Below are 25,409 nucleotides of genomic sequence, written 5' to 3' on the forward strand. Positions count from 1 at the left end.
TTGCGGAATGAAGGTTTCAGAGGTTGTCTTCAAGGGTAACATTCCGCGAGGGCTACTGAATGACCAAAATCAAAGCAGCTGTGTGCCATGAATTTGGCGCCCCCCTAAGCATCGAAAACGTGGAGCTTCGCGCCCCGCAAGCGGGCGAGGTGGAGGTCGATCTAGAGGCCTGCGCGATTTGCTTTTCGGATATTTCGTTCATCGATGGCGGCTGGGGAGGGGACTTGCCAGCGGTGTACGGCCATGAGGCAGCTGGGCGTGTGTCGGCACTTGGGGCAGGGGTCACGGGGTTGTCGATCGGGGATGCGGTCTTGGTTACCTTGATCCGGTCATGCGCGACCTGCACACCCTGCGCCTCTGGGGTGCCCACGCAATGCGCCACGCCCTACGACCGCATGGCCGGCCCTTTGTCGATGCCCGATGGGGGGGTGTTGGAACATGGTCTTGCCTGCGGGGCCTTCGCCGAGCGCGCGGTGGTCGACCAAAGCCAGATTGCCCGCATCCCCGATGACATCCCGATGGACGCGGCCTCTTTGTTGTCATGCGGCGTGGTCACAGGGGTCGGTGCGGTGGTGAACACAGCCAAAGTGCGCCCGGGTCAAAATGTGGTGGTGATCGGGGCGGGCGGCGTAGGGTTGAACGCTATCCAAGGTGCGGCGATTTCTGGCGCGGCGCGCGTTATTGCGATTGATATGGTGCCGGAAAAATTGGATGTGGCCAAAGAATTTGGGGCCACAGACGGTGTTCTGGCAACGGAGTCGAAGCCGTGGGAGCAGGTTGCCAAGATCACGGGCGGGCGCATGGCGGATGCGGTCATGGTCACCGTTGGCGCCATCCCTGCCTTCGAAAACGCCCCGCGGTTTCTTGGGGCGGGCGGCAACATGTATCTGGTCGGCATGCCGCATTCAGGTGCCAAGGCGACTTATGAACCGGTCATTTTCGGGGCGCTGGCGCAGGGCATGAAAGGCACCAAGATGGGCGATGTCGTATTGAAACGTGACATCCCGTGGCTGGTTGATCTTTATGCTCAGGGGCGTCTGAAACTTGATGAGCTGGTGTCGGGTCGCTGGCGTCTCGATCAGATAAACGAGGCAATTGCCGACACGCGCTCCGGCGCGGCGCGGCGTAATGTGATAATGTTCAAATGAAGCTGCAGGACCTGAAAATAATCGTGACCTCCCCCCCTGCACCTGGGTGGGGCGGTCAATATTGGATATTCGTAAAACTCACCACCGCTTGCGGCATTGAGGGCATCGGTGAGGTCTATGCTTCTGCGGTGGGGCCTGACGCGATGCGCGCGGTGATCGAAGATGTCTTTGCGCGTCATATCGAAGGCGAGAACCCCGAAAACATCGAGCTGATGTTTCGCCGTGTCTATTCTTCGGGGTTTACCCAACGGCCCGACCCGACGGTTATGGGCGCGTTTTCGGGGTTGGAAATGGCGTGCTGGGATATCTTGGGCAAGGCACGAGACCGGCCGGTTTGGGCACTGCTTGGCGGGAAAATGAACCCGCGCATTCGGGCCTATACCTACCTGTATCCATTGCCTCATCACGATCTGACAGAGTTCTGGACCTCGCCGGATATGGCCGCGGAATCCGCGTTGGATGCGGTGGAACGCGGCTACACGGCAGTGAAGTTTGATCCGGCCGGACCCTATACCCTTCATTCCGGACACCAGCCCGCGATGTTCGACATTTCCCTATCGGTGGCTTTTTGCAAAGCGATCCGTGATGCGGTGGGCGACCGCGCGGATTTGCTGTTTGGGACACATGGGCAGTTCAACACATCTGGCGCGATACGCTTGGGGCAGGCCATCGAGCCCTATGCGCCTTTGTGGTTTGAGGAACCTGTGCCACCCGACAACCCACTGGAGTTTGCCGAGGTCGCGCGGGCGGTGCGAATCCCGATTGCCGCGGGGGAAAGGCTGACGACGAAGGCGGAGTTTGCCACTCTTTTGCGCAGCGGTGGGGTGAAAATCCTGCAACCGGCGCTTGGGCGTGCAGGCGGGATTTGGGAGGCGAAGAAGTTGGCGGGGCTGGCCGAGGTGTTCAACGCCGAGATGGCACCACATTTATACGCAGGGCCGGTGGAATGGGCCGCGAACATCCATTTGGCGACTTCGATTCCGAACCTTTTGATGTGTGAAACAATCGAAACTGATTTCCATTCCGACTTGGTCGGCGGTGCGATTGTCGTCGACAATGGCTACATCACGCCGCCTGAAACCTCTGGATTGGGCATCATCTTGAATGAAGAACTGGCGGCGGCTCACCCGTTCACGGGGACCGGCCTTCACTTACAAATGCAAGAAGAGCCTTGCGACTACCAAAACGGCAATGCGTTTGCTGGGGGGGCGCCGCTTAAGACTTAGAGGTTTCATGCTCCAGCCGCAGCTTGGCCACGGCTTCGTTTTGATCTTCTTTGTTGCTAACGATCAGGCTGGCCTCGACATAGTTCAAATGGGCCTCGACGGCGGCGCGGGCGCCCGCTTCGTCGCGCGCCAGAAGTGCGGTGTTGATTGCGCGGTGTTGCTCTAGCAATGTGTCGCGTGTGGTGCGTTGTTTGAACATCATGTTGCGGTTGTAGAAGACCCCTTCGCGCAGCATTTGAAACATCGCGCGCATCATATGCAACATGATGACGTTGTGGCTGGCCTCGATAATGGCGAGGTGGAATTCGGCGTCCAGCTGGGCTTCTTCGGCGGGGTTGCGTTTGGTATGTGCGGCTTCCATTTTGCGGTAGATGGTGTCGACAACCTTTAGATCCGTATCAGAGCCCAGACGGGCTGCGCGCGCAGCGGCCAAGCCTTCAAGATCGCGGCGAAAGGAAATGTAGTCGAACACCGCCTCATCATGCCCTGCAAAAAGCTTCACCAATGCGTCTGAAAAGGCGGCCCCCACGACCTCGGCTACATAAATACCCGCACCCGCTTTGGTGGCCAGCAACCCGCGCTCTTGCAGGTTCGCCACGGCTTCGCGCAAGGACGGGCGGGACACTCCCATTTTATCGGCCAATTCACGCTCGGAGGGCAACCGCTCCCCGGGTTTCAATATGCCGCGCAGGATCAATAGCTCGATTTGGCGCACCACAGCGCTCGAGAGTTTTTCGGCTTCGATCTTCTTGAACGGCATTTGGTCACCCTGCTGAATTGGTAAATTCATATGACCAGCGGGGGCGTTAAACAACAAAAAACGGCCCCATGTTTTGGGGCCGTTCTTGTCGCATAGGTCGATTTTAGGCCGCGTTGGGGCGGATAACGATGTCGACACGGCGGTTCTGCGCGCGGCCTTCTTCGGTTAGGTTGGAGACAATCGGGCGGGTCTCACCTTGCCCGTAAGACTGGATGCGGGACGGGGTGACGCCGCCGTCTTCCAAAGTGAAGGCCACCGCTTGTGCGCGGCGCTCCGAGAGGTCGAAGTTGTGGCTGTCCGAGCCAGTGTCATCCGTGTGGCCAACAACATTTACTGATGTGTCGGGGTAATCTTGCAAGTTGCTGGCAAGCGCGCGCAGGTCCTCGCGCAGATCATATCCCAGATCGGCGCTATCCACCGCAAACAGCAGGTCTTGCGGCATGGTCACCCGCAGCTCTTCACCGGTGTTCACAATTTCGATGTCTTCATTCGGAATGTCGCGGCGTAAATCTGCGGCCTGTTTGTCCAGCTGATGGCCAATGACGCCACCGGCGGCTGCACCAATGCCTGCGCCAACAATGCCCTTGATCAGCTTGTTGTCGTCGCTGGATGCGCCAATGAGCCCGCCAACCGCACCGCCGATAATGGCGCCGGTTTGGGATTTGTTAACATCGGAAAGGCTGTCAGTCGTGCATGCGCTAACAGCAAGGGTGGCGGCCGCAAGGGCTGCGATGGTTTTGATCGTCATGGTACCTGCCTCGGTATATGGGTCCCGCCTTTGCGGCGTGGGTTATGGGCAGAATATAGGCCATTTCGGCGCCTGTGTTAAGGGGGAAGCGTGGGCCGGCGAAAACCTGCCGCCGGCCTCAGCTTCTAGGTGTAGGGGCGGATGACGATCTCGACCCGCCGGTTCTGCGCCCGCCCCGCAGCACTGTCGTTGGAGGCAACAGGTTGGCTTTCGCCTTGACCTTTGACGCGCAAGCGCCCGTTTGCGACGCCGGCGTCACGCAGCACAAATGACACCGCCTGCGCGCGGCGTTCCGACAGGTTTTGGTTGTAGCCGGCATCCCCCGTGCTGTCGGTATGCCCCACGATCACCACGTCACTATTGGGGTAGTCGTTCAGGTTGTTGGCCACCGCCCTCAGGTCAGCACGCAGGTCGGGCCGCAGCCTTGTGCTATCTGTGGCAAACAACAAATCTTGCGGCAAGGTGACCCGCAATTCAGAGCCGGTGTTCACCACCCCGACATTGTCATTGCCAAGATCGCTGCGCAATTCGTCCGCCTGCCGGTCCAGACTGTCGCCAATCGCACCCCCAACCGCCCCGCCAATCGCGGCTCCGATTATGCCGCGCTCCAGCTTGTTGTCGGAGGTGGAGTTCGCCCCCAATGCGCCCCCGATGACGGCCCCGATGACGGCGCCGTTTTTGGTGCGATGGTCCGGTGTTGTGGCGTCGCAGCCCGCAAGAAACAGGGCAGCCGCCGGAAGGGCCAGAAGAAGTGGTTTCATAGGTTTTGTCCTCGTTAAGGCGCGCCTGTGTGGCGCTTCACCTCTTAAGGTTGGGACTGGGGGGCAGGGTTGCAACCAACAAGAACGTGACGCCAGCGGTGATCCGCCGCTTCATAAGCTGGTTTTTGCCGCCTCATAGGCCAGCATTGCGCGTTTCATCGGCAAACCCCAGTGATACCCGCCCAAACCGCCGGATTTTCGCAACGCACGGTGGCAGGGGATCAACCAGCTGATGGGGTTGCGCCCCACGGCCGTGCCCACTGCGCGCACGGCCTTTTTGTGGCCGATGGTGTTGGCGATTTCGGAGTAGGTCACGACATGGCCGTTGGGCACGGCCAGCAGGGCCTCCCAAACCTTGATCTGGAACGGCGCGCCTATCAGATACAAGGGCGCGGCCTCGCCTGCGGCCTTCGCGCCAAAGGCGGCTAGGGCCCAAGGGCGCAGCATCAAAGGGTCTTCGACAAAGGTGGCATGGGGCCACCGCTGCACTAAATCCTCCATGGCGAGGGTTTCACCGATTTCCGCGCTGAACCCTATGCCGCATATGCCTTTGGTGGTGCCCATCACAATGGCGGGGCCAAAGGGGCTATCGAACCAGCCCCAGCGGATCGTCAGACCTTCGCCTTTTCTGGCAAATTCCCCGGGGCTCATGGCCTCCCACTTCACGAAGAGGTCATGCAGACGCCCCGATCCCGATAGCCCGACAGAGCTGGAGGTCTCCAGCATGGTGAAGCGCTCTTCCAGTAATGTCTTCGCATGCCCTAGTCGCAAATATTGTTGCAAGCGCGATGGCGACACCCCCGCCCATTTGCTGAAGACGCGTTGAAAATGCGATGGGCTCATCTTCATGTCTCGGGCCAATTGGTCCAGCGACAAGGGGCCGTCGCTGTGGGTGTCGATTGCTTCAATAGCGCGTTTCACCAGCCCGTAGTGGTAGCTGCCCTCTGATGCCGTGATCTGTTCTAGATTCTGTTCCATGCGTTCAACTTAGGACTGCGTGCCTTTCATATCGACCCGTTTTTTGCGCATTTTCGCCGTTCGGGAAAACCTTGCCCCCGCGTGGGGGACGTTGCATACCGCGCCTATGACAAAACCCGCCAAACAGCTCGACTATCATACGATCCACGAGATTTTCACGCGCTTTAGGGCGTCCGACCCCGAGCCAAAGGGCGAGCTGGATCACGTCAACGCCTATACATTGGTGGTGGCTGTGGCCCTGTCTGCGCAGGCGACGGATATTGGCGTCAACAAAGCAACCAAGAAGCTGTTCGAGATTGCGGACACCCCGCAAAAGATGCTCGACCTTGGGCTGGACGGCGTGACAGAGCATATCAAGACCATCGGCCTGTACCGCAACAAGGCAAAGAACGTCATCAAGCTAAGTCAAATTCTGGTCGATGAGTATGGCGGCGTTGTGCCGTCATCGCGGGCCGCGCTGGTTAGCCTGCCGGGTGTTGGGCGTAAGACCGCAAATGTGGTGCTGAACATGTGGTGGAGCTACCCGTCGCAGGCCGTCGACACCCATATCTACCGCATCGGCAACCGTACTGGCATCTGTCCGGGCAAAAACGTCGATGTGGTGGAACGCGCCATTGAGGACAATATCCCCGTCGAATTCCAACAACACGCGCACCACTGGCTGATCTTGCATGGGCGCTATGTGTGCAAGGCCCGTAAGCCGGTCTGCAACAATTGTATTATCCGAGATCTCTGCACTTCTGAGGACAAAATCCATGAGTAAGAAATTCCAAGTTGTCGGCATTGGCAACGCAATGGTCGACGTATTGGCCCACGCATCTGATGCATTTTTGGCCGAGAACGGCATTGAAAAGGGCATCATGCAGCTCACCGACCGCGCGCGCGGCGTGGAGCTTTACGGCTTGATTGGTCCGGCCAAGGAAATTTCGGGGGGATCGGCTGCAAATACGATCGCGGGTATCGCGCATCTGGGCGGCTCCACCGCCTATGTGGGCAAGGTCAAGGATGACCAATTGGGCGAAATTTTTGCCCATGACCTGCGTGCGCAAGGCGCCGTTTACGAGACCCCTTTGGCGCCTGCATCGCACGAGGCCGAAACCGGTCGCTGCATCGTGCTCGTGTCGCCGGATGGGGAACGCTCGATGAACACCTACTTGGGTGTGACCGAATTCCTTTCACCTGATGACGTTGACGAAGACCAGATGGCACAGGCTGAATGGATCTACCTCGAAGGCTACCGTTTTGACGGGCCAGAATCCGTCGCGGCCTTCGACAAAGCGATCCATGCCTGCACCGGTGCGGGGGGGCGCGTGTCGCTGACCTTGTCCGATCCTTTCTGTGTTGGGCGTCACCGCGACGCATTCCGCAAGCTGATCCAAGATCATGTAGATCTGCTGTTTTGCAACCGCGCTGAAATGTTGTCGATGTATGAGACCGAGGATTTCGACGCGGCATTGGAACAGGCGGCCTCGGAGGTCTCTATTGTGGCCTGCACCGACGGAGAAGACGGGGCACATGTGTTATCCGAGGGCAAGCGCTGGCATGTCCCAGCAATGCCGGTTCAAATTGTGGACGCCACTGGGGCGGGTGACCTGTTCGCGGGTGCATTCTTGTGGGGGCTGACAAATGGTCACGACTTGGAAACCTGTGGTCGCATGGGCTGTGTTGCGGCCTCCGAGGTGATCTCGCACATCGGGGCACGTCCGGAAGCCGAGTTGCAGGCATGGTTCAAGGATCAGGGCTTGCTCTAATCTCGAACGGGTCCGGGCGTTTGCGCGGGCCCTGCCGCTGCTGCCACCACAATTGGGGTGGCGGGCGCTTAGCTTTGGCCGACGCGGCTGTGAATATAGCGGGCAAAGTCAAAATTTGGGCGCTCCAGATGCGAAAGCGGGCCCGGCTCTGACAGGCCAGCGGATAGACCGCGGTAGACCTTTTCGGTGCAGCCGCGGTCTTCTTCGTTCACCGCATCCAGCACAGATTTCAACGTTGCAAAATGCACGTCGGCTTCTGGGTCTGCGACAAATTCGGGGGCCAAGCCGCCGCCAAACAGGATGTTGACGTGATCCGGCCCGTCTGGGCTTAGCGAAAGATACCAAAAATAGCCTGGCGTCAGCGTAATGAGCAACGCGGGGTAGACTGAGATCAGGTAGGTTTTGCGCCGGTCTTCGCCTTGCAAATGCCGGTTGTTGGGGTGGGCCAGCGTTAGCTTGAAGCTGTCGTTTTTCAATATCCAGTGATAGTTGAAGGCAGGATGGCCTTCGGGGCAGGTCATCTCGTTCAGGTCCACGGTGCCGCCAATGGTGTCTGCATGGCAGACGGGCAAATGGTAGCTTTCCATGAAATTTTCCGCCAACACCTTCCAATTGGTATTCCAATGATGGTTTTCTCGGAAGGTCTCGACGTAGTCGCCCATCTTGTAGTGGCCCACCAGATCAGACACGCCAGCCAATGCCTCATGCACATCAGGCGCATCGGGGTTGATGGTGAGCATGATCCAGCCTTGCCAATCGGTGCAGCGAATTTCAGGCAGGTGAATATCGGCTTTGCAGAAAGCCTCGTTCTGCTCCATCGCAGGCGCCCCACGAAGTTGGCCGCCCAAATCATAGGTCCACGCGTGATAGGGGCACACGATAGAACGCGTGTTGCCACGACCTGTCAAAAGCGTGGACATGCGATGCCGGCAGACGTTGGACTGGGCGCGCAAGTTTCCATCCGTGTCGCGCAGGACCATGATCGGCTCGCCCGCAACATCCATCGTCAGGTAATCGCCAACCTCGGGCAAAGCACTCGCGCGACCGGCGCAAACCCAGTCTTTGGCGAAGATTTTTTCAAGCTCCAGCGCGTTGAACTCAGGCGAGGTGTAAACCGACTTCGGCATCGCACTCGCCTGTTCGAACGGGGCCGCGACATTCGCTGCCAACTCGGACAAAGGGTCGTTGGATGCTTTTTCTGCCGTCATTAAGGGGCCCTTAGTCACCGAGTTTGGCGTGTACCTCATCCAAATCGATTTCCCCGATGGGCAGCTTGTTGCCTGGGTTCTCGAAGTCATATTTGAACAGATTGAAGTCGCGCTTGTAGATTTCATAGACCAAATGCATCGACAAGTCGTCGAAGTAGTCCTCAATCGGGTGTAGACGCTTGGGCCCGTGGCCTTCACTTTCGTTGAAGCGCGGGATTTTTGCGACGTCCACGGCGTGTTTCGTCTCCACCGCATCCATGACGGATTGCATGCCATCGTTAAACGTTTCGGTGAAGAAAATGTTGTCGTAGCGCCCGCCGTTCACAATGAAAGTCGAGATATGGCCGGACATGGCGGACCAGTGAATGTCTGGGTCCATCGGGCGTTTCCAGCGAATGGTGTCGCGGGCAAACAGCAAGAAGCGGCGAAACGATTCGATTTGGTCGAACTCGAAGCCGGTGTCAGGGTCGCCGACCTCAATGCCGTATTTCTGAACCAACAGGGGAACGAGGTTGCCACGATAGCGTTTGCCATTGCGTTGAATGCCGCAAATTTTGTCGAAGAAGGAAGACAAAATGCGCCCATAGGGGTTGCGAACGCAGGTAAACGCATAGCTTTTATGCGAGGTGACGTTCTTCTCGATCTTCGGCTGGCTGGCCTCAATGGCCCATTTGTGTAGCTTGCCGGTGGCGTCATGGATGTCGCCATCAAAGAATTCGCCATGATCGGAATAATACATAATCTGACCAATGGACGAGCACGCACATTTCGGCACCACGCGGTACACCATGCTCTCGCTCTCCGTCATCCAGGTGCCTGGAAACCCCATACTGTCGTCCTCGTTCTAGTACCAAGTGGCCGATTGTTTACGTTTTGGCCACAATTGCGCCTACAATTGCAATTGCGGTCTGTTTAAGCAACCACAGCTAAGGTTATGTAAGCAAACCTAAGAGAGTTTTAAGACAGGTCCGGGGTTGAATTCCAGATGGCAAAAATCGCCTTCATCTTGCTGTGTCATAAAGACCCCGGTGCGATTATCGACCAGGCTGAACGGCTGACAGCCGCCGGTGACTGCATGGCCATTCACTTTGACGCCAGCGCAGACCCGAAGGCGTATAAGCAGATTCGCGACGCCTTGGATGACAATCCCAACGTGGCCTTTGCCAAGAAACGCATCAAATGCGGCTGGGGCGAATGGTCCTTGGTGCAGGCCACCCTTCATGCCATGCGGGCGGCGGTCGACGAGTTTCCCCGTGCGACGCATTTTTATATGCTGTCCGGCGATTGCATGGCGATCAAATCCGCGACCTTCGCGCATGAGGCGCTTGATTCTAATGATGTGGACTATATCGAAAGCTTCGATTTCTTCGCGTCCGACTGGATTAAGACCGGTATGAAGGCCGACCGGCTGATTTACCGCCATTGGTTTAACGAGCGGGTGCACAAGTGGCTGTTCTATAAGTCCTACGAGCTGCAAAAGAAGTTTGGCTTCAAGCGCGATATCCCCGCTGATCTGCAAATGATGATCGGGTCGCAGTGGTGGTGTCTGCGCCGCCGCACGGTGGAGTGGGTGTTGGATTTCACGAAAGACCGGCCCGACGTGATGCGCTTTTTCAAAACCACGTGGATTCCGGACGAGACATTCTTCCAAACGCTGGTGCGCCATCTGGTGCCCTCCAACGAGATCAAAACCCGCACGCTGACCTTTCTCATGTTCACCGACTACGGCATGCCGGTGACATTCTACAATGACCACTATGACCTCCTGCTCAGTCAGGATTTCTTGTTCGCCCGCAAAGTTTCGCCAGATGCGCAGGAGCTGAAGGAACGTCTGGGGGATCTCTACGCCTCGGAACGGACGGACTTCCAAACCTCGAACGAGGGGCAGACATTGTTCAAGTTCCTGACAGGGCGTGGTCGCATCGGTCGCCGCTTTGCGCCGCGCTTTTGGGAACGTGAAAGCTCCCTCGGGCGCGACCGCGAATTGATGGTGATTGCCTGTAAAAAGTGGCATGTGGCCAAGCGGTTGATCCACCGCGTTATGGAGAATACCGAACTCAAGGGCGCTGAATATCTGTTCGATGAGGCTGGCACCGTTCTGCCCGACTTGGGCGGCATTCAAACCACGCTGGACAAACGCACCCGCCACCGCCGCGCTTTGATGCGGCTGCTCTATGATCACTATGAGCAAAACCGTATGGTGATCTGCCTTGATCCGTCCAATCTGGACCTGCTGAGCGACTTGTTCTCTGACAACTCCACCACGCGGTTGCTGGAAATCGAATGCCGCTTTGAGGATGAATATCTGTTAGGCCATGCCAAACGGGTGGGGTTGGCCGGCGAGATGACACCGCAAGACACCATTGACCGTCTTCTACCGACCGTGCGGCAGAACTTCTTGTTCGAGAGTGATCAAATCAAGGATGCAGATTTCCCCAATTACTTCAAAGTGTCGGAGAACCAGTCGCGGGATGAAAACATTGCTCCGCTGATGGCGTTTTTGGATGTGTCCGAAGACAAAGCCCGTGAAATACTGAACATCGACTACCTGTTTGAGGACTGATCCCCATGGCCTATATCTACGACGACCAGAACATTTTTGCCAAAATCCTGCGCGGTGAAATCCCAAACTCAACCGTGTTTGAAAACGATCACGCGCTGGCCTTTCGCGATATTTCCCCTGCGGCCCCAACGCATGTGTTGGTGATCCCCAAAGGGGCCTATGTGTCCATGGACCACTTCACCCAAGACGCCAGCGAGGCCGAGTTGGTGGGTTTCATGCGCGCCATCGGCGAGGTTTGCCGCCTAGAAGGCGTCAGCGAAGACGGATTTCGCGCAATTTCCAACACCGGCACCCACGGTGTCCAAGACGTGCCACATCTGCATGTGCATATCATCGGCGGGCGCCCGTTGGGCCGGATGATCGGACCAGCGGGTTAGGGCGAAAATTGTGACTTAGGCCGTCGGGCGTTCTGATGGGCCGAAGTCATATGGTACCAAGTCGATGTCGCTTTGGGATAGGGTTGAGGCGCCCAAAACCGTCACAAGTACCTCACCGTCGGCCAAGACATCTGCGCCTTCGCTGGTCGTCACGATTGTGACAACCGGAGCCGGACCTTCATCGCTATACAAAAGCCCGATGCGGTCTTCGCTGTTGTCGTAGTCTTCGATAACAGCACCGTTGTCCGCATTCAGCCATGTCCCCAAGGCAAAACGATCAGCCCCTTCGCCGCCGTTGGCAGTGTCTGCGTTGCCAATCTGGATAAGGTCGTCGCCAGCGCCGCCGCTCAGTTGGTCCCCTTCATCGTAATCGCTGTCGCCCAAAAGGTTGTCCGCGAGGCCGTCTTCCATGCCCACGATGTAGTCGTTCCCGTCGCCGCCCTTCACGATGTCCTGCCCGAGGTCACCAAGAAGAGTGTCATTGCCAGCCCCACCATTGAGCGTGTCATCACCGTCGTTGCCCGCGACGACATCGTTTCCGTCGCCACCAAATGCCACGTCGTTGCCTTGCCCGCCCAAGACCGTATCGTTCTCGGTGCCGCCGCGGAGGGTGTCGTCGCCTTCACCGCCAGAGACAAAGTCGCTACCTTCACCGCCATTCGCGATGTCATCCCCTGCGCCGCCGTAAATTTGGTCGCCGCCGCGGCCGCCGGTCAAGGCATCGTTGCCGTCACCGCCGTAAATTACGTCATCGCCTGCGCCTGCATATACAATGTCATCACCTGCGTAGGCCGCGATCATTTCGTCGCTGCCGTCCCCTCTGAGCGTTTCCGCCTCATCGGTGCCTTCAATGTCGAGCTCGGCATCAGGGTCCGGACCCGAAGTGCCACCATCACTGCTGCTAAAAACATCGCCTGCAATGCCGATGCCCAAAAGAGCCAACGCAACCAATCCAAACATAAAATACCGCCCCATTCACCAGAAAATTCAATGGGGCAAATAAGAGGTAAACAAGAAGTGAATGCCAGAGATATCGTTAAACATCGTTAATTTTCGCCATTTTTCCATCCTTTCGAAGCACGCATGGCCAACAATTCCGGTGCAGCGCGGAATTGTTTCCAAGCGGGCGACAATGCGGCGTTTGGCGGTCTGGGGCTGACCTTTAAAAACATGTGGCAAAGTACAGCGCCGAATCCCTCACTCGCCCCCTTGTCGATGTGCGTCAGGGCGCTATGATCTCCACTTCTGATATACTCTTTGAACGGGACGATTCATCATGGCCACTGCTGCCCCTGAGACCGAAATTGTGGACACCATGCGTATCGCATGTGACGGCGGCGAAGGGGCTTTGGGTCATCCGCGCGTCTGGCTGCAAATCCCTGCGGAAACCGGCTTCGTTGAATGCCCCTACTGCGACAAGAAAATCGTCCACAAAGACTTTGAGGGCAAGGTCTAGTGGCGTTTGGCAAGGGCTGCCATCTGCACCTGATCGACGGCTCTGCCTTTATCTTCCGCGCCTACCACGCCTTGCCGCCTTTGACGCGCAAATCCGACGGGCTGCCCATCGGGGCGGTTGCGGGGTTTTGCAACATGCTGCAGCGCTACGTCGAGGGCAACACCGGCTCCGATGCGCCGACCCATGTGGCCGTGATCTTTGACAAGGGATCACACACTTTTCGCAACGAGATGTACGACCTGTACAAAGCCAACCGCGACGCGATGCCCGAAGACCTGCGCCCGCAAATGCCCCTGACCCGCGAGGCGACGATTGCCTTCAATATCGCCTGCGAAGAAATGGAAGGCTATGAGGCCGACGACATCATCGCGACCCTCGCCGTGCAAGCGCGCGAATTGGGCGGGCGCTGCACGATCATTTCCAGCGACAAGGACATGATGCAACTGGTCGGTGGCGGCGTCGAGATGTATGACGCCATGAAGCACCGCGTTATCGATGTGGAGGGCGTCGAGGAGAAATTCGGCGTCGGCCCCAACCGCGTGGTCGATGTGCAGGCACTGGCCGGTGACACCGCCGATAACGTGCCCGGTGCGCCGGGAATTGGTGTGAAAACCGCCGCATTGCTGATCAACGAATATGGCTCGCTTGAGGAGCTGCTGGATCGCGCCGAAGAGATCAAACAACCCAAACGTCGCCAAACCTTGATCGACAACCGCGCGCAGATCGAGCTGTCCAAACGCCTTGTGCAACTGGACGAAAACACCCCGCTGACGTTCACAATCGACGATCTGGAGGTGCGCGACCCTGATCCCGAAAAGCTGCTGGCGTTCCTCGCCGAGATGGAATTTCGCACGCTCACCAAACGCATCGCCGACAAGTTGGGCGCCGAGGCCCCCGTGATCGAGGATACGGCCCCCGCGGCCTCCGAGGCACCGGAAATGCCGGACATCAAGGATGCGGTGTACGAGACCGTTCGCGACGCAAACGAACTGCAAAAATGGGTCGATCTGGCCTATGAGCACGGCCATGTCGCCGTGGATACCGAGACCACCGGCCTAGACGATATGGTGGTTGATCTTGTCGGCATTTCGCTGTGCGTAGTCGCGGGCCACGCCTGCTATATCCCGCTGGCGCATAAGCAGGGCGGCGATGATCTCTTCGGCGCGGATGAGCTGTCCGAAGGGCAGATGCCCCTGCAAGAGGCGCTCGATGTGCTCAAGCCCATGCTGGAGGATGGCAGCATCCTCAAGATCGGCCAAAACATGAAATATGATGCCAAGATATTCATCCGATACGGGGTGGATGTGGCGCAATTCGACGACACCATGTTGATCAGCTACGCGCAGAACGCAGGTCTCCACGGGCATGGCATGGACGCGCTGTCCGAGCGCTATCTGAGCCATAAGCCGATTTCGATCAAAACGCTGCTGGGCACCGGTAAAAAGCAAATCACCTTTGACCGTGTGCCAATCGACGATGCCACACCCTATGCCGCCGAAGACGCCGACATTACCCTTCGCCTGTGGCAGCTCCTGAAGCCGCAATTGCACGCCAAAGGTGTCGCGACGGTTTATGAAACGCTGGAACGCCCTTTGGTTCCCGTGCTGGCGCAGATGGAACGTCACGGCGTTAAAGTTGACCGCGACACGCTGAGCCGCATGTCGAACTCCTTCGCCCAGAAAATGGCAGGGCTCGAGGCGGAAATTCACGAGTTGGCAGGGCAGGACTTCAATGTCGGCTCACCCAAGCAACTTGGTGAAATCCTGTTTGATAAGTTGGAACTCCCGGGCGGCAAGAAGGGCAAAACCGGTGCCTATTCCACGGGTGTCGACATTTTGGAAGACCTCGCAACGGAGCATGAATTGCCCGGCAAGGTTCTGGATTGGCGGCAGCTGAGCAAGCTGAAGTCCACCTACACCGACGCGCTGCAAACTCACATCAATGCCGACACAGGTCGGGTGCACACCAGCTATTCCATTGTCGGGGCCAACACGGGGCGTTTGTCCTCGTCGGACCCGAACTTGCAGAATATCCCCGTGCGCTCCGAGGAAGGCCGCCGCATTCGCGAGGCCTTCGTGGCAGAGCAGGGCAATGTCTTGGTGTCCCTCGACTATTCGCAGATTGAATTGCGCATCCTTGCCCATGTCGCGGGAATTGATGCGTTGAAACAGGCATTCAAGGATGGCCATGACATCCACGCTATGACCGCTTCCGAAATGTTCGACGTGCCCTTGGACGAGATGACGGCAGACGTGCGCCGTCAGGCCAAGGCGATCAACTTCGGGGTGATTTACGGCATTTCCGGCTTCGGGTTGGCGCGCAACTTGCGGATCCCTCGGTCCGAGGCGCAGGGCTTCATTGATCGCTACTTCGAGCGGTTCCCCGGCATTCGCACCTACATGGACGAGACGGTGCAATTCGCCAAAGATCACGGGTATGTCCAAACGCTGTTCGGACGCAAAATTCACACACCAGAGATCGCCGCCAAAGGCCCGGGCGCAGGGTTTGCCAAACGCGCCGCGATCAATGCGCCTATTCAAGGGACCGCGGCTGATGTCATTCGACGCGCAATGATCCAGATGCCCAAGGCGATCAAAGACCTACCTTGCAAGATGTTGCTTCAGGTCCATGATGAGCTGATTTTTGAGGTGCCCGAAGACGCCGTGGATCACACCATATCGGTGGTGCGTGACATTATGGAAAACGCCTCTGATCCGGCGGTGAAATTCGATGTTCCGCTGGTTGTCGATGCGGGGCAGGGCGCGAATTGGGCCGAAGCCCACTAGCCGTTAGACAGTGCGCCGCACCGCCGCCGTCGCGATGCCCATTGCAACAAGCGCAGCCCCGCCCGCGCGGGTCAGCCAGACGATGACGGCCGGTCGTTGCATCTTGCTACGCATCTTATCCGCCAGCAGCGCATAAGCCAGCGCGTTGAGGGTGGCCAAACCTACAAAGGTGGAAATCAGGATCGCGAATTGCGGCAGCAAAGCCGCGCTCGGGTCAATGAACTGCGGCACAAAGGCAATGAAGAACACGATAGATTTCGGGTTCAAGGCAGTTACGATGGTGGCATTGGTAAAGCAGGCGCGCGCTGTCAGATCATCCGTTTGCTGCAGGCCGCCCAGTTTGGCACCTTTGGCGCTGCGCAGCAGTTGAAAGCCCATATAAACCAGATAGGCCGCGCCCAGCCATTTCAGCACCAAGAACACTTGGGCCGACGCCAAAACAATCGCGCCAAGTCCTGCCAGCGATGCGCTCATGGCGATCAGGTCACCAAGTGCTACGCCGCTTGCGGTCGCAACGGCAACCTTGCGCCCTTGGCTTAAGGCATAGCTCAGGACCAGCAAGATCGTGGGGCCAGGGATCAACAAAAGTGCCGTGGAGGCGGCGACAAAGGCCAGCCAGAGAGAAAAATCCATATGTTCGTCCTGATGATGAGGAAGGCGCGGTAAAAGCCTTTGAGTGCTGGTCTATTGGGGGAATGTTATCGGGTGTCTTTTTCCGGCTCAACAGGCACGGCCATGGGGCATTTGCAGCTGCGGTAGACGGATTTGCGCACGAATGGCCCAATGCTGAGCAACACGATGAATGCCACCGGCCAAGCATAGAGCCAAGCGCCCGACCAGACATGCATGAACGCGCCTGACAATCCAACCATTCGAAATGTTGCCACCCCGCAAACAAGCGACGACATCAGCGCCGAGGTCACGGCGCTAAACACGAGATGGGCAAAAAAGAATCGTGACATAAAGGTTCCCTGATCGGTGAAACTGTCACATCAAACTATTGGTGCATTTGGTCAAAGAATAGACTGTGAACGCACTGCCTCTGTGCATTGAAGCGCGAAACTGGCGGTAACTCTTTGAAAAATATAACAAGACCCTTCCGCTCACGCGCCTGTGATCAGCCCTCTAACGCGTCAGAACGGATCAACGGGAAAAATGCGCCTCCGGACCAAACCCCAAACCATCCATCGCGGTGAACGCCAAGATCCACCAGCCGGTAGAAACTTTTGCGATCCACCAAGGCCTCTAGATTGCGGCGCACCAAAACATAGGGCGAGGGTTCGCCATTGTCGTCGTAGGACACACGGATCGGGTGATCCGGCCCCGCGACAAACCGGTCTCCGACATGGGTTTCGAACCGCAGTTTTTGCGCTTCGCCTTCTCCGGCGGCATTGAAGTCCAAGGCCACAAAGGGCGCGTCATCGACCGTGATTCCCACCTTTTCTACCGGCGTGACAAGGAAATAGTCGTCGCCATCCTTGCGGATGATCGACGAGAACAGCTTTACCAGACCTTCCCGACCAATCGGTGTTCCCAGATAGAACCATGTGCCATCGCGCGCGATGCGCATATCCAGATCACCACAAAACGGCGGATTCCACTTATCAACCGGCGGCAAGCCCCCTTTGGCGCCCTCTTGGGCCGCGACTGCGATGCTTTCCGCCGATGGAAGCTCAAGCTTTTGTGCATCGGTGCCTTTTGCCATTCTCTTATCCCGCTATTTCTGCCTTTATGTAGATATTGATTATAGCCACCCCGAGGGAGTTGTCACATGGCAGACGCGCAGGAACTGGTAAAAGATATTGAAGCCCTTGCGGATAAGCTAAATGCGGCCCGCGCCAGCATTGGCCAGCAGATTATCGGGCAGCAGGATGTGGTGGATTTGTCCCTGATCGCGATGCTGTCAGGCGGGCATGCGCTGTTGATGGGGCTGCCGGGTTTGGGCAAGACGCTTTTGGTGGATACTTTGTCCACTGTTATGGGGCTCAGCTCCAATCGGGTGCAATTCACGCCTGATTTGATGCCCGCTGATATTATTGGCTCCGAGGTCTTGGAGACCGCAGACGACGGCAGCCGGTCGTTTCGCTACATTGAGGGCCCTATCTTCGCACAGCTTTTGATGGCCGATGAGATCAACCGCGCCTCGCCAAGGACGCAATCGGCGCTGTTGCAGGCGATGCAGGAGCATTCCGTCACAGTCGCAGGGGTGGATCACAAGTTGCCCGCGCCTTTCCATGTGCTCGCAACGCAAAACCCGCTGGAGCAAGAAGGCACCTACCCGCTGCCGGAAGCCCAGCTGGACCGCTTCTTGCTGCAAATCAACGTCGACTACCCTGACCGCGATACGGAGCGCGACATTTTGTTGGCGACGACGGGGACGGATTGCGCGCAGGCCTCCGAGGTCTTCACCGGCGACGAGCTCCTTGCCGCGCAAACCCTTGTGCGCCGCATGCCCGTGGGCGAGGCGGTGGTGGAACATATCCTTGATCTGGTGCGCGCTTGTCGCCCCGATGGGGCCGAGGCCACCGATCTGGTGCGGGACACCGTCGCTTGGGGCCCAGGTCCTCGGGCCGCGCAGGCCTTGATGTTGACCGTGCGTGCGCGTGCCTTGTTGCAAGGGCGTCTGGCACCTTCGTCCGACGATGTGCTGGCCTTGGCCGATCCGATATTGTCGCACCGCATGGCCCTAAGCTTTGCCGCCCGCGCCGAAGGACGGGTGCTGTCTGACGTCATCGCTGATGTCGCCGCGCAAACCGGTCAACGGAAAGCCGCCGCGTGAATCAATCCTCCCCGACAGATCAGGCCGCGACGCCCGCAAGCCTAAGGCACCGCGCCGAGGCGCACGCCAGTGCCTTTCCGCCGCTTTTGGCGCAGGCCGAGCATTTGGCCGCGACGGTTCTGCTGGGGGAGCATGGCCGCAAACGCGCGGGCATGGGGGATGAATTCTGGCAGTACCGCCCGACACAACACGGCGACGGGCTGCGCGATGTGGATTGGCGCCGCTCCGCGCGGTCGGATGCAACCTTTGTGCGTCAAAAGGAATGGCAGGCGGCGCAATCGGTGATGCTTTGGGTCGATGACGCGATGTCGATGTCATTCGCGGGAGGGAAGGATTGCCCGACGAAAGGCCACCGCGCTCGGGTGATTGCCATGGCGTTATGTGTGTTGCTCAACAAAGGTGGCGAACGTTTCGGCCTTGCGGATCGCGGCACGCCGCCGCGTCGGGGCGAGGGGCAGCTTGCCCGCATCGCCGGTCATTTGATGAATGCACAGGGCGCGGCGGAATATGGGGCCCCCAACGCGCGGGTGTTGCCTGCGGGGTCGAGGGCGGTGTTCATATCCGACTTTTTGGGCGATCCCGAACGGGTCAAAGACGCGCTGACCGCTGCCACGGATCGCGGGGTGCGCGGGGCCTTGGTGCAGGTTCTGGACCCCGACGAAGAATCCTTCCCCTACGACGGGCGCACCGTCTTCGAAAGCATGACCGGCGCGTTGAAATTCGAGACTTTGAAGGCCAATACCCTGCGCGAGGCCTATTTGAATCGTCTCGCGGCCCGCAAGGCCCTGTTGCAAGATCTGGCCCGAAAGACCGGCTGGCGCTACATGTGCCACCATACCAATGATCCTGCCGCCAAGTCGCTGTTGTGGCTTTATCAATCCTTGGAGCGCGGCGCGTCATGATCGCAAATCTCGCCTTTACCACGCCTTTGCTACTGGTGGCTCTTGCCGCATTGCCGGTCTTGTGGTGGCTGCTGCGCGCGGTGCCGCCCGCCCCTGTCAAACGCCGCTTTCCTGGGATCGCATTGCTGTTGGGGCTCACGGACGACGACACCCAAACCGACACAACCCCTTGGTGGCTGCTGATGCTGCGCATGCTCGCCGTTGCGGCCTTCATTGTCGGTTTTGCAGGCCCCGTCCTGAATCCCGAAAAGGACCGCGCAGGCAGCGGCCCGCTGTTGATCGCAATGGACGGGTCTTGGGCCAGTGCGCGCGATTGGCCCGCGCGCATAGCCCGTGTCGAGGATCTGCTGGCCGAGGCCGCCAGACAAGCCCGTCCCGCGGCCATTGCCATTCTGAGTGACCCGCAGTCTGGGGCGTTGAGTTTTCAATCTGCCGATGCTGTCGCTGCGACGCTCAAGGGAATTCAACCACGGGCATGGCAGCCGGACGCAGCGGGTCTGCAGGCATGGATAACCCGTTTGGGGGACGCAGACTTCGAGACGGTCTGGTTCTCCGACGGCCTAGAACATGATAGCCGTGCAGGGCTGTTGGCCGCTTTTGAGGCGAGAGGGGCCGTCACCGTAGTGGAGACCGCGCGCCCTGTCTTTGCGTTGAAGCCAGCCGTCTTCCAAGACGGCCGCATTTCGATAACGGCGCTGCGCAGCCCTGCAGCCTCTGCGCAGGAGGTGACGCTCTTAGCAGTTGGTCCCGATCCCAATGGGGCCGAGCAGACATTGGCCACAGGCACCGCTGCTTTCGCCATCGGGGCGATGCAGGCCGAAGTGCTGCTGGACCTCCCGTCGCAGTTGCGCAACCGCGTCAATCGCTTTGAGGTGCAAGGCACGCGGTCCGCCGGTGCTGTCACTTTGACCGATGATGCGTTGAAGCGCCGCGAGGTCGGACTGCTGTCTGGGCGCGACGACCAAGAGGCGCAAGACCTGTTGTCACCGCTGTACTACTTGAACAAAGCTTTGGTTCCCACGGCCGATCTGATCGAGGGCACCTTGCAAGATATGTTGCTGGCCAGCCCTGACGTGCTGATGTTGGCAGATGTGGCGACGGTCTCTGACGCAGAGCGCGACGCGCTTTTGGATTGGGTGGATGAAGGTGGCATGCTGGTCCGTTTCGCGGGGCCGCGTACCGCCGCTGCCGACATAGAACGCCGCGATCCTTTGATGCCTGTGCGCCTGCGTGCGGGCGGGCGCAGCGTTGGCGGGGCAATGTCTTGGGGAGAGCCGAAAGCCCTGCGCGCCTTCACCCGCGACAGCCCTTTCTTCGGGTTGGATGTGCCGGATGATGTGCAAGTGAGGTCTCAGGTTGTGGCCCAGCCCGATCCCGATCTCGCCGCCCGCACGATTGCCTCTTTGGCCGATGGCACGCCTTTGGTGACGCGCAAATCAATCGGCGATGGTCAGGTCATTTTGTTCCACGTCACAGCAAATGCCGAATGGTCGACCCTGCCTTTGTCGGGGCTGTTTGTGCAGATGTTGGAACGTCTCGCGATTTCCACGCGTCCCGCAGAGATCGCGCCGGACGATCTGATTGGTACCACTTGGGTGGCGGAAGAAACCCTCGATGCTTTCGGGGTGGTGCGCGATGCTGGAAACCTTGCGGGCGTCGCCGGTGAAAAACTGGCAGGTGCCGCGATCAACGCGGAGCTGCCGCCGGGTCTATATGCCGGAGGCGACCGCCGGATTGCTTTGAATGTCATGTCGGCGGATGCGACAGTTGCCCCAGCGGTCTGGCCTGCCGGCACACCTGTCGAAGGGCTGACAATCGCGCAAGAGACCCCCTTGATGGGCACGCTATTGTCATTGGCTTTGGGGCTTCTTTTGGTGGATATCCTCGCGTCCTTGGCCCTGTCAGGAAAGCTGCGCGGTGGCGTGACCGCCGCTGTTGTGGTGATGGCCGCCGCGGTCGCTGCCCTGCCGGAACACGCCGCCGCGCAAGAAGACAGCCGCGCATTGGAGGCCACATCCGAGGTTGTTTTGGCCTATGTAAAAACCGGTGATGCCAAACTGGATCAAGTGTCGGACGAGGGGCTTCGCGGGTTGTCGTTAAGCCTGTTCAGGCGCACTTCGGTGGAGCCAGCCGACCCCATAGCGGTCGACCTGGAGGAAGATGAGCTATCGTTTTTCCCGATCCTGTATTGGCCGATTATCGAAAGCCAGCCGACCCCATCCCCGCAAGCCTACGCGAAGCTAAATCGCTATCTGCGGACCGGCGGCATGATCTTGTTCGACACGCGCGATGGCAATATCGGCGGCTTTGGCGCGTCCACGCCGCTTGGTCGTAAACTGCAGGCTTTGGCGGCACCGCTGGATATTCCTGCGCTGGAGCCGATCCCGCAAGACCATGTGCTGACCCGTACCTTCTATCTGTTGCAGGATTTCCCGGGCCGGTTCACGTCGCGCGATATCTGGGTGGAGGCGGCACCCGCGACCGCCGAAGCCGTGGAGGGCTTGCCCTTTCGTGACCTGAATGACGGGGTGACACCGGTTTTGATCGGCGGCAACGATTGGGCAGCGGCTTGGGCGCGCGACGAACGTGGCAACCCGCGCTATCCGGTTGGTCGCGGGTTCGCAGGGGAACGCCAGCGCGAGTTGGCCATTCGGTTTGGGGTGAATGTTGTGATGCATGTGCTCACCGGAAACTATAAGTCGGATCAGGTCCATGTGCCGGCTCTGCTCGAACGGTTGGGAAACTAGCATATGGATGTGATTTTCGACCCTCTGATTCCTTGGCCGGCGATCTATGGCGCGGCCGCATTCTCTGGGCTGCTTATACTTCTTGCCATCTGGCGGCGGCTAAGCGGGTGGTGGTTGCGTGGGCCGGCATTGGTGGTGCTGCTGGTGGGGGTGATGAACCCGTCGTTGCAAGATGAGGACCGCGACCCGCTGACGGATATTGTGGTGATGGTCGTGGATGAAACCGCATCACAGCGCCTGTCGGATCGCGAAAGCCAGACGGCGCAGGCGGTGGCGGGAATGAGCCGCGACATTGCTGCGCGCGGGATGGAGCTGCGCAGGGTCACTGTGCCGGACGGGCAGGGGGATGCAGGCACCGAGGTGATGCGCGCCCTCACGGATGTTCTCAGCGAGGAGCCGAAGTCACGCATCGCGGGAACCATATTGATCACTGACGGCCAGCTGCATGATGCCCAACGTGCCCCAGCACTTGAGGCGCCTTTGCATACGCTGCTGACCGGACGGGCGACTGATTGGGATCGCCGCCTGATCGTCAAGAATGCTCCCGCCTTTGCGATCCTTGATGAGGAAATCACCCTCACTTTGCGTATTGAGGATCAAGGTCGGGTGCCGCAAGGCACGCCTGCGCGGGCCAGCCTGTCCATTGCAATCGACGGCGCTGCTCCGCAGACTTTCCAAGTCCCCACGGGCGAGGATCTGGAGCTGCCTTTGACCCTGCCTCATGGGGGGCTCAATGTGCTGCAATTCACCGTTGCCGCGGACGACACCGAGCTGACCGACCGCAACAACTCGGCCGTTGTTCAGATCAACGGTGTGCGTGACCGTTTGCGCGTTTTGCTGGTCTCCGGCGAGCCCCACGCAGGCGAGCGCACATGGCGCAATCTGCTCAAATCCGACAGTGCGGTGGATCTTGTGCATTTCACCATTCTGCGCCCGCCCGAAAAGCAGGACGGGGTGCCGGTGTCCGAGCTGTCCTTGATCGCCTTCCCCACGCGCGAATTGTTTCTGGAGAAAGTGGACGAGTTCGATCTGATCATCTTTGACCGCTACAAACGGCGTGGCATTCTTCCGGCGCTCTATTTCGACAGTATCCGGCAGTATGTCGAAAACGGCGGGGCTGTGCTGGTGGCGGCGGGGCCGGATTTTGCCTCTGCGGATAGTATTTACCGCTCCCCTTTGGGCGACATCATTCCCGCCGAGCCGACAGCGCGGGTGCTGGATCAAGGCTTTACGCCGCTAATTTCCGATCTGGGCGCACGCCATCCTGTGACCGAGGGCTTGGAGCGTTTTGCGCCGAACCCAACGGAAGACGCGGTGCCGGGCTGGGGCCGTTGGATGCGCCAGATCGAAGTAGATGCGCAGCGCGGGCAAACTGTCATGACCGGTGTGGACGACCGCCCGCTGCTGACATTGGACCGAGTGGGGGAAGGGCGCATTGCCTTGCTGGCATCAGATCAGGCGTGGCTGTGGCATCGCGGCTATGAAGGCGGCGGGCCGCAGCTGGAACTGCTGCGTCGCTTGGCGCATTGGATGATGAAAGAGCCCGACTTGGAGGAAGAAGCCCTGACCGCAACCGCAGAGGGGCAAACGATGACCCTGACACGGCGCACGCTTGAACTGGAAACCGGTGATCTGGAAGTCACGGCACCAGACGGGACGGTCAGCAATGTGCCGTTGGTTGAAACCTCTCCAGGGCGGTTCACGGCGACCTTTGATGGTCCGCAACAAGGCCTCTACCGTTTGAAAGAAGGGGACCTCGAAAGCGTGATTGCCCTTGGACCCGCCGCCCCGCGCGAATTCATTGAAACCATTGCATCCGGAGACAAGCTCGACGGCATAGTGAGCGCCACTCGAGGCGGCATCTTGCGGCTGGAGGAGGGCCTCCCGAACCTGCGGATGGTCGGCGAGGGCCGCAACGCAGCAGGTCGCGGCTGGATCGGGTTAACCCCGCGCAACGCCTATGTGACCACCAATGTGACCGTAACGCCGCTGTTGTCGCCATGGCTGTTTTTGCTGCTGGCCTTGGTGCTCTGTGTCGGCGCGTGGCTGCGTGAGGGGCGTCGCTAGCGGCTACTTCAGGCGCACCAAATAGCTGTCGTCGGACCAGCCATGGACGCTATCGCGGGCACGAATGGTCACCTCGGTCACGCCGTCGGGGATTTGCACACCGGACAGGGAGCGGGTGAAGGGTTGCTCGTTCTCATGGGGGTGCGCCAGCTTGCGAAAGCCCAATTCGCTGCCATCGGGCGCATGTACGGACCAGCCGTCGGCATAATGGTCCCAGCCGGTGTCAGGGTGGCTGATGGTGACGTCAAAGCTCCAGCCACTCCCGGTTTCTCGGGCGGTGACGCGCTTGATCTCGGCTTGATCGGCGAAACTTGGTGCGGTGTGGGCGCAAAACACGAATAGGGCTGCCAATAGAGGTTTCATGACGTGGTCTCCTTGGTGGCTGAGGGCAAAACAGGCCCATCTAGTAAAATAGAACGCGGCAACGATGAAAACTCGCGCTGCCATATGATGAAGGTGACGGCAAATGTGGCCATGATCAAGGGCACAGGCCCCAATAACCATGCCAACGCGCCTAGTGCGTAATAGATGGCCCGCAAGCCGCGGTTGAAATTCCATGCGGCCCGAATGTTGATTTCTGCGGCTTGGGCGGCGCGGTCATAGACGCAGGGTTGCGAAATGTCATTCGGCACAGCGGCCATTACCACAGCGCAGTACCCAAACAGCCGGTTTGCCCAGACGAACTTCAAAAACCCGTAGGTCAAGAATAGGACAACCACCAAAAGCTTGGCCTGCCACACGATGGTCGGCACTTGTGCGGTATTCAGGTCAGAGGCGGCCATTTGGATTTTGTCGGTGTTGCCCACCATGGCCAATACGCCGCCAATGGCGATCATGCAGCCAGAGGCAAAGAACGATGTGCCCTGTCGCAGGTTGGTAAGAATGGCGGCGTCGAAAATGCGCGGCTCGCGGGTGACAAGCTGGCGCATCCATGCGCGGCGGTATTCAACCATGATAACCGTCACTGACGGGCGGGAGTTGCTGGGGTTTTCGATCCACCAACTCATAAGAACCCAGCTTACCGCGAGATGCGCAAGCGCGCCGGCGTCAAGAAGCGTCAGAAGGGTCAGGTGATCTAATAGTGTCATGGTGTGATGCTACCCTTGATTTGGAGGACTTGCCATGCGCATAAATTGGTAATATATTTTTACC

At 58.9% G+C, this 25,409-nt stretch carries 24 protein-coding genes; 12 read left to right on the plus strand and 12 right to left on the minus strand.

Features of this window, described 5'->3' with window-relative positions:
• Positions 1 to 59: 59 nt before the first annotated feature.
• Both Q0746_RS11270 and Q0746_RS11275 read left to right on the plus strand, forming a co-directional pair.
• On the plus strand, positions 60 to 1,148 hold the full coding sequence (locus Q0746_RS11270; RefSeq protein ID WP_298260291.1) for a zinc-binding dehydrogenase: 1,089 nt from the start codon (positions 60 to 62) through the stop codon (positions 1,146 to 1,148).
• Entirely contained in the window at positions 1,145 to 2,374 is a 1,230-nt protein-coding gene (locus Q0746_RS11275) for a mandelate racemase/muconate lactonizing enzyme family protein (RefSeq protein WP_298260293.1), read from the plus strand. Before Q0746_RS11270 ends, Q0746_RS11275 begins: the two co-directional genes overlap by 4 nt.
• Here Q0746_RS11275 and Q0746_RS11280 read toward each other — a convergent pair.
• The 4 genes from Q0746_RS11280 to Q0746_RS11295 form a co-directional block, all read right to left on the minus strand.
• Positions 2,364 to 3,134: an FCD domain-containing protein gene (locus Q0746_RS11280; RefSeq protein WP_298260295.1), complete on the minus strand. Its 771-nt coding sequence runs from the start codon at positions 3,132 to 3,134 to the stop codon at positions 2,364 to 2,366. The genes Q0746_RS11275 and Q0746_RS11280 overlap by 11 nt on opposite strands.
• A gap of 103 nt (positions 3,135 to 3,237) precedes the next feature.
• A complete protein-coding gene (locus Q0746_RS11285) occupies positions 3,238 to 3,882 on the minus strand; it encodes an OmpA family protein (RefSeq protein WP_298260297.1) in 645 nt (214 codons plus the stop codon).
• A 125-nt stretch (positions 3,883 to 4,007) separates the two neighbouring features.
• Positions 4,008 to 4,643, minus strand: a complete 636-nt coding sequence (locus tag Q0746_RS11290; protein ID WP_298260299.1) for an OmpA family protein — start codon at positions 4,641 to 4,643, stop codon at positions 4,008 to 4,010.
• Positions 4,644 to 4,754: 111 nt separating this feature from the next.
• Complete coding sequence (locus Q0746_RS11295) at positions 4,755 to 5,621, minus strand: bifunctional helix-turn-helix domain-containing protein/methylated-DNA--[protein]-cysteine S-methyltransferase (RefSeq protein ID WP_298260301.1); 867 nt, start codon at positions 5,619 to 5,621, stop codon at positions 4,755 to 4,757.
• 106 nt (positions 5,622 to 5,727) lie between these two features.
• On the opposite strand from Q0746_RS11295, the gene nth reads away from it, so the two are divergent.
• Positions 5,728 to 6,384: an endonuclease III gene (nth, locus tag Q0746_RS11300; protein WP_298260303.1), complete on the plus strand. Its 657-nt coding sequence runs from the start codon at positions 5,728 to 5,730 to the stop codon at positions 6,382 to 6,384.
• Positions 6,377 to 7,372: an adenosine kinase gene (locus tag Q0746_RS11305; RefSeq protein WP_298260305.1), complete on the plus strand. Its 996-nt coding sequence runs from the start codon at positions 6,377 to 6,379 to the stop codon at positions 7,370 to 7,372. The genes nth and Q0746_RS11305 overlap by 8 nt, the downstream gene beginning before the upstream one ends.
• Before the next feature lie 68 nt (positions 7,373 to 7,440).
• Here the strand turns inward: Q0746_RS11305 and Q0746_RS11310 are convergent, their stop codons facing one another.
• Positions 7,441 to 8,580: an SRPBCC family protein gene (locus Q0746_RS11310; RefSeq protein WP_298260307.1), complete on the minus strand. Its 1,140-nt coding sequence runs from the start codon at positions 8,578 to 8,580 to the stop codon at positions 7,441 to 7,443.
• Positions 8,581 to 8,590: 10 nt separating this feature from the next.
• Positions 8,591 to 9,409: a sulfotransferase family protein gene (locus Q0746_RS11315; RefSeq protein WP_298260309.1), complete on the minus strand. Its 819-nt coding sequence runs from the start codon at positions 9,407 to 9,409 to the stop codon at positions 8,591 to 8,593.
• 156 nt (positions 9,410 to 9,565) lie between these two features.
• Between Q0746_RS11315 and Q0746_RS11320 the strand changes: the two genes are divergently transcribed.
• Together Q0746_RS11320 and Q0746_RS11325 are read left to right on the plus strand one after the other, a co-directional pair.
• Positions 9,566 to 11,143: a DUF5928 domain-containing protein gene (locus Q0746_RS11320; RefSeq protein ID WP_298260310.1), complete on the plus strand. Its 1,578-nt coding sequence runs from the start codon at positions 9,566 to 9,568 to the stop codon at positions 11,141 to 11,143.
• 5 nt (positions 11,144 to 11,148) lie between these two features.
• Entirely contained in the window at positions 11,149 to 11,520 is a 372-nt protein-coding gene (locus Q0746_RS11325) for a histidine triad nucleotide-binding protein (protein WP_298260312.1), read from the plus strand.
• 15 nt (positions 11,521 to 11,535) lie between these two features.
• Here the strand turns inward: Q0746_RS11325 and Q0746_RS11330 are convergent, their stop codons facing one another.
• Positions 11,536 to 12,480, minus strand: coding sequence for a calcium-binding protein (locus Q0746_RS11330; protein ID WP_298260314.1), 945 nt, complete (start codon positions 12,478 to 12,480; stop codon positions 11,536 to 11,538).
• A 316-nt stretch (positions 12,481 to 12,796) separates the two neighbouring features.
• Here Q0746_RS11330 and Q0746_RS11335 point away from each other — a divergent pair, with 316 nt between their 5' ends.
• Together Q0746_RS11335 and polA are read left to right on the plus strand one after the other, a co-directional pair.
• Entirely contained in the window at positions 12,797 to 12,976 is a 180-nt protein-coding gene (locus Q0746_RS11335; protein WP_298260316.1) for a zinc-finger domain-containing protein, read from the plus strand.
• Positions 12,976 to 15,762 carry a DNA polymerase I gene (polA, locus tag Q0746_RS11340; protein ID WP_298260318.1) on the plus strand — a complete coding sequence of 929 codons (2,787 nt, stop codon included), beginning with the start codon at positions 12,976 to 12,978 and terminating at the stop codon, positions 15,760 to 15,762. The genes Q0746_RS11335 and polA overlap by 1 nt, the downstream gene beginning before the upstream one ends.
• 3 nt (positions 15,763 to 15,765) lie before the next feature.
• Here the strand turns inward: polA and Q0746_RS11345 are convergent, their stop codons facing one another.
• From Q0746_RS11345 to Q0746_RS11355, 3 genes are all read right to left on the minus strand, one after another.
• Positions 15,766 to 16,395 (minus strand): LysE family translocator, encoded by a 630-nt coding sequence (locus tag Q0746_RS11345; RefSeq protein ID WP_298260319.1) that lies wholly within the window; start codon positions 16,393 to 16,395, stop codon positions 15,766 to 15,768.
• A gap of 65 nt (positions 16,396 to 16,460) precedes the next feature.
• On the minus strand, positions 16,461 to 16,724 hold the full coding sequence (locus tag Q0746_RS11350; protein ID WP_298260321.1) for a DUF2798 domain-containing protein: 264 nt from the start codon (positions 16,722 to 16,724) through the stop codon (positions 16,461 to 16,463).
• A gap of 155 nt (positions 16,725 to 16,879) precedes the next feature.
• Positions 16,880 to 17,467, minus strand: coding sequence for a DUF1285 domain-containing protein (locus Q0746_RS11355; protein ID WP_298260323.1), 588 nt, complete (start codon positions 17,465 to 17,467; stop codon positions 16,880 to 16,882).
• 66 nt (positions 17,468 to 17,533) lie between these two features.
• Here Q0746_RS11355 and Q0746_RS11360 point away from each other — a divergent pair, with 66 nt between their 5' ends.
• From Q0746_RS11360 to Q0746_RS11375, 4 genes are read left to right on the plus strand one after another with little or no spacing between them, the layout of a single operon-like run.
• The gene (locus tag Q0746_RS11360) at positions 17,534 to 18,541 is read left to right on the plus strand and encodes a MoxR family ATPase (protein WP_298260325.1); all 1,008 of its coding nucleotides are present in this window, start codon (positions 17,534 to 17,536) and stop codon (positions 18,539 to 18,541) included.
• Positions 18,538 to 19,443, plus strand: a complete 906-nt coding sequence (locus Q0746_RS11365; protein ID WP_298260327.1) for a DUF58 domain-containing protein — start codon at positions 18,538 to 18,540, stop codon at positions 19,441 to 19,443. The genes Q0746_RS11360 and Q0746_RS11365 overlap by 4 nt, the downstream gene beginning before the upstream one ends.
• Complete coding sequence (locus tag Q0746_RS11370) at positions 19,440 to 22,190, plus strand: DUF4159 domain-containing protein (RefSeq protein WP_298260329.1); 2,751 nt, start codon at positions 19,440 to 19,442, stop codon at positions 22,188 to 22,190. Before Q0746_RS11365 ends, Q0746_RS11370 begins: the two co-directional genes overlap by 4 nt.
• 3 nt (positions 22,191 to 22,193) lie before the next feature.
• Positions 22,194 to 24,257 (plus strand): hypothetical protein, encoded by a 2,064-nt coding sequence (locus Q0746_RS11375; RefSeq protein ID WP_298260331.1) that lies wholly within the window; start codon positions 22,194 to 22,196, stop codon positions 24,255 to 24,257.
• A gap of 3 nt (positions 24,258 to 24,260) precedes the next feature.
• Here the strand turns inward: Q0746_RS11375 and Q0746_RS11380 are convergent, their stop codons facing one another.
• Entirely contained in the window at positions 24,261 to 24,620 is a 360-nt protein-coding gene (locus tag Q0746_RS11380; protein WP_298260334.1) for a hypothetical protein, read from the minus strand.
• Complete coding sequence (locus Q0746_RS11385) at positions 24,617 to 25,345, minus strand: DUF599 domain-containing protein (protein ID WP_298260336.1); 729 nt, start codon at positions 25,343 to 25,345, stop codon at positions 24,617 to 24,619. The genes Q0746_RS11380 and Q0746_RS11385 overlap by 4 nt, the downstream gene beginning before the upstream one ends.
• Between the last annotated feature and the right edge of the window lie 64 nt (positions 25,346 to 25,409).

It is taken from the genome of uncultured Litoreibacter sp. (genome assembly GCF_947487515.1).
GTDB lineage: Bacteria > Pseudomonadota > Alphaproteobacteria > Rhodobacterales > Rhodobacteraceae > Litoreibacter.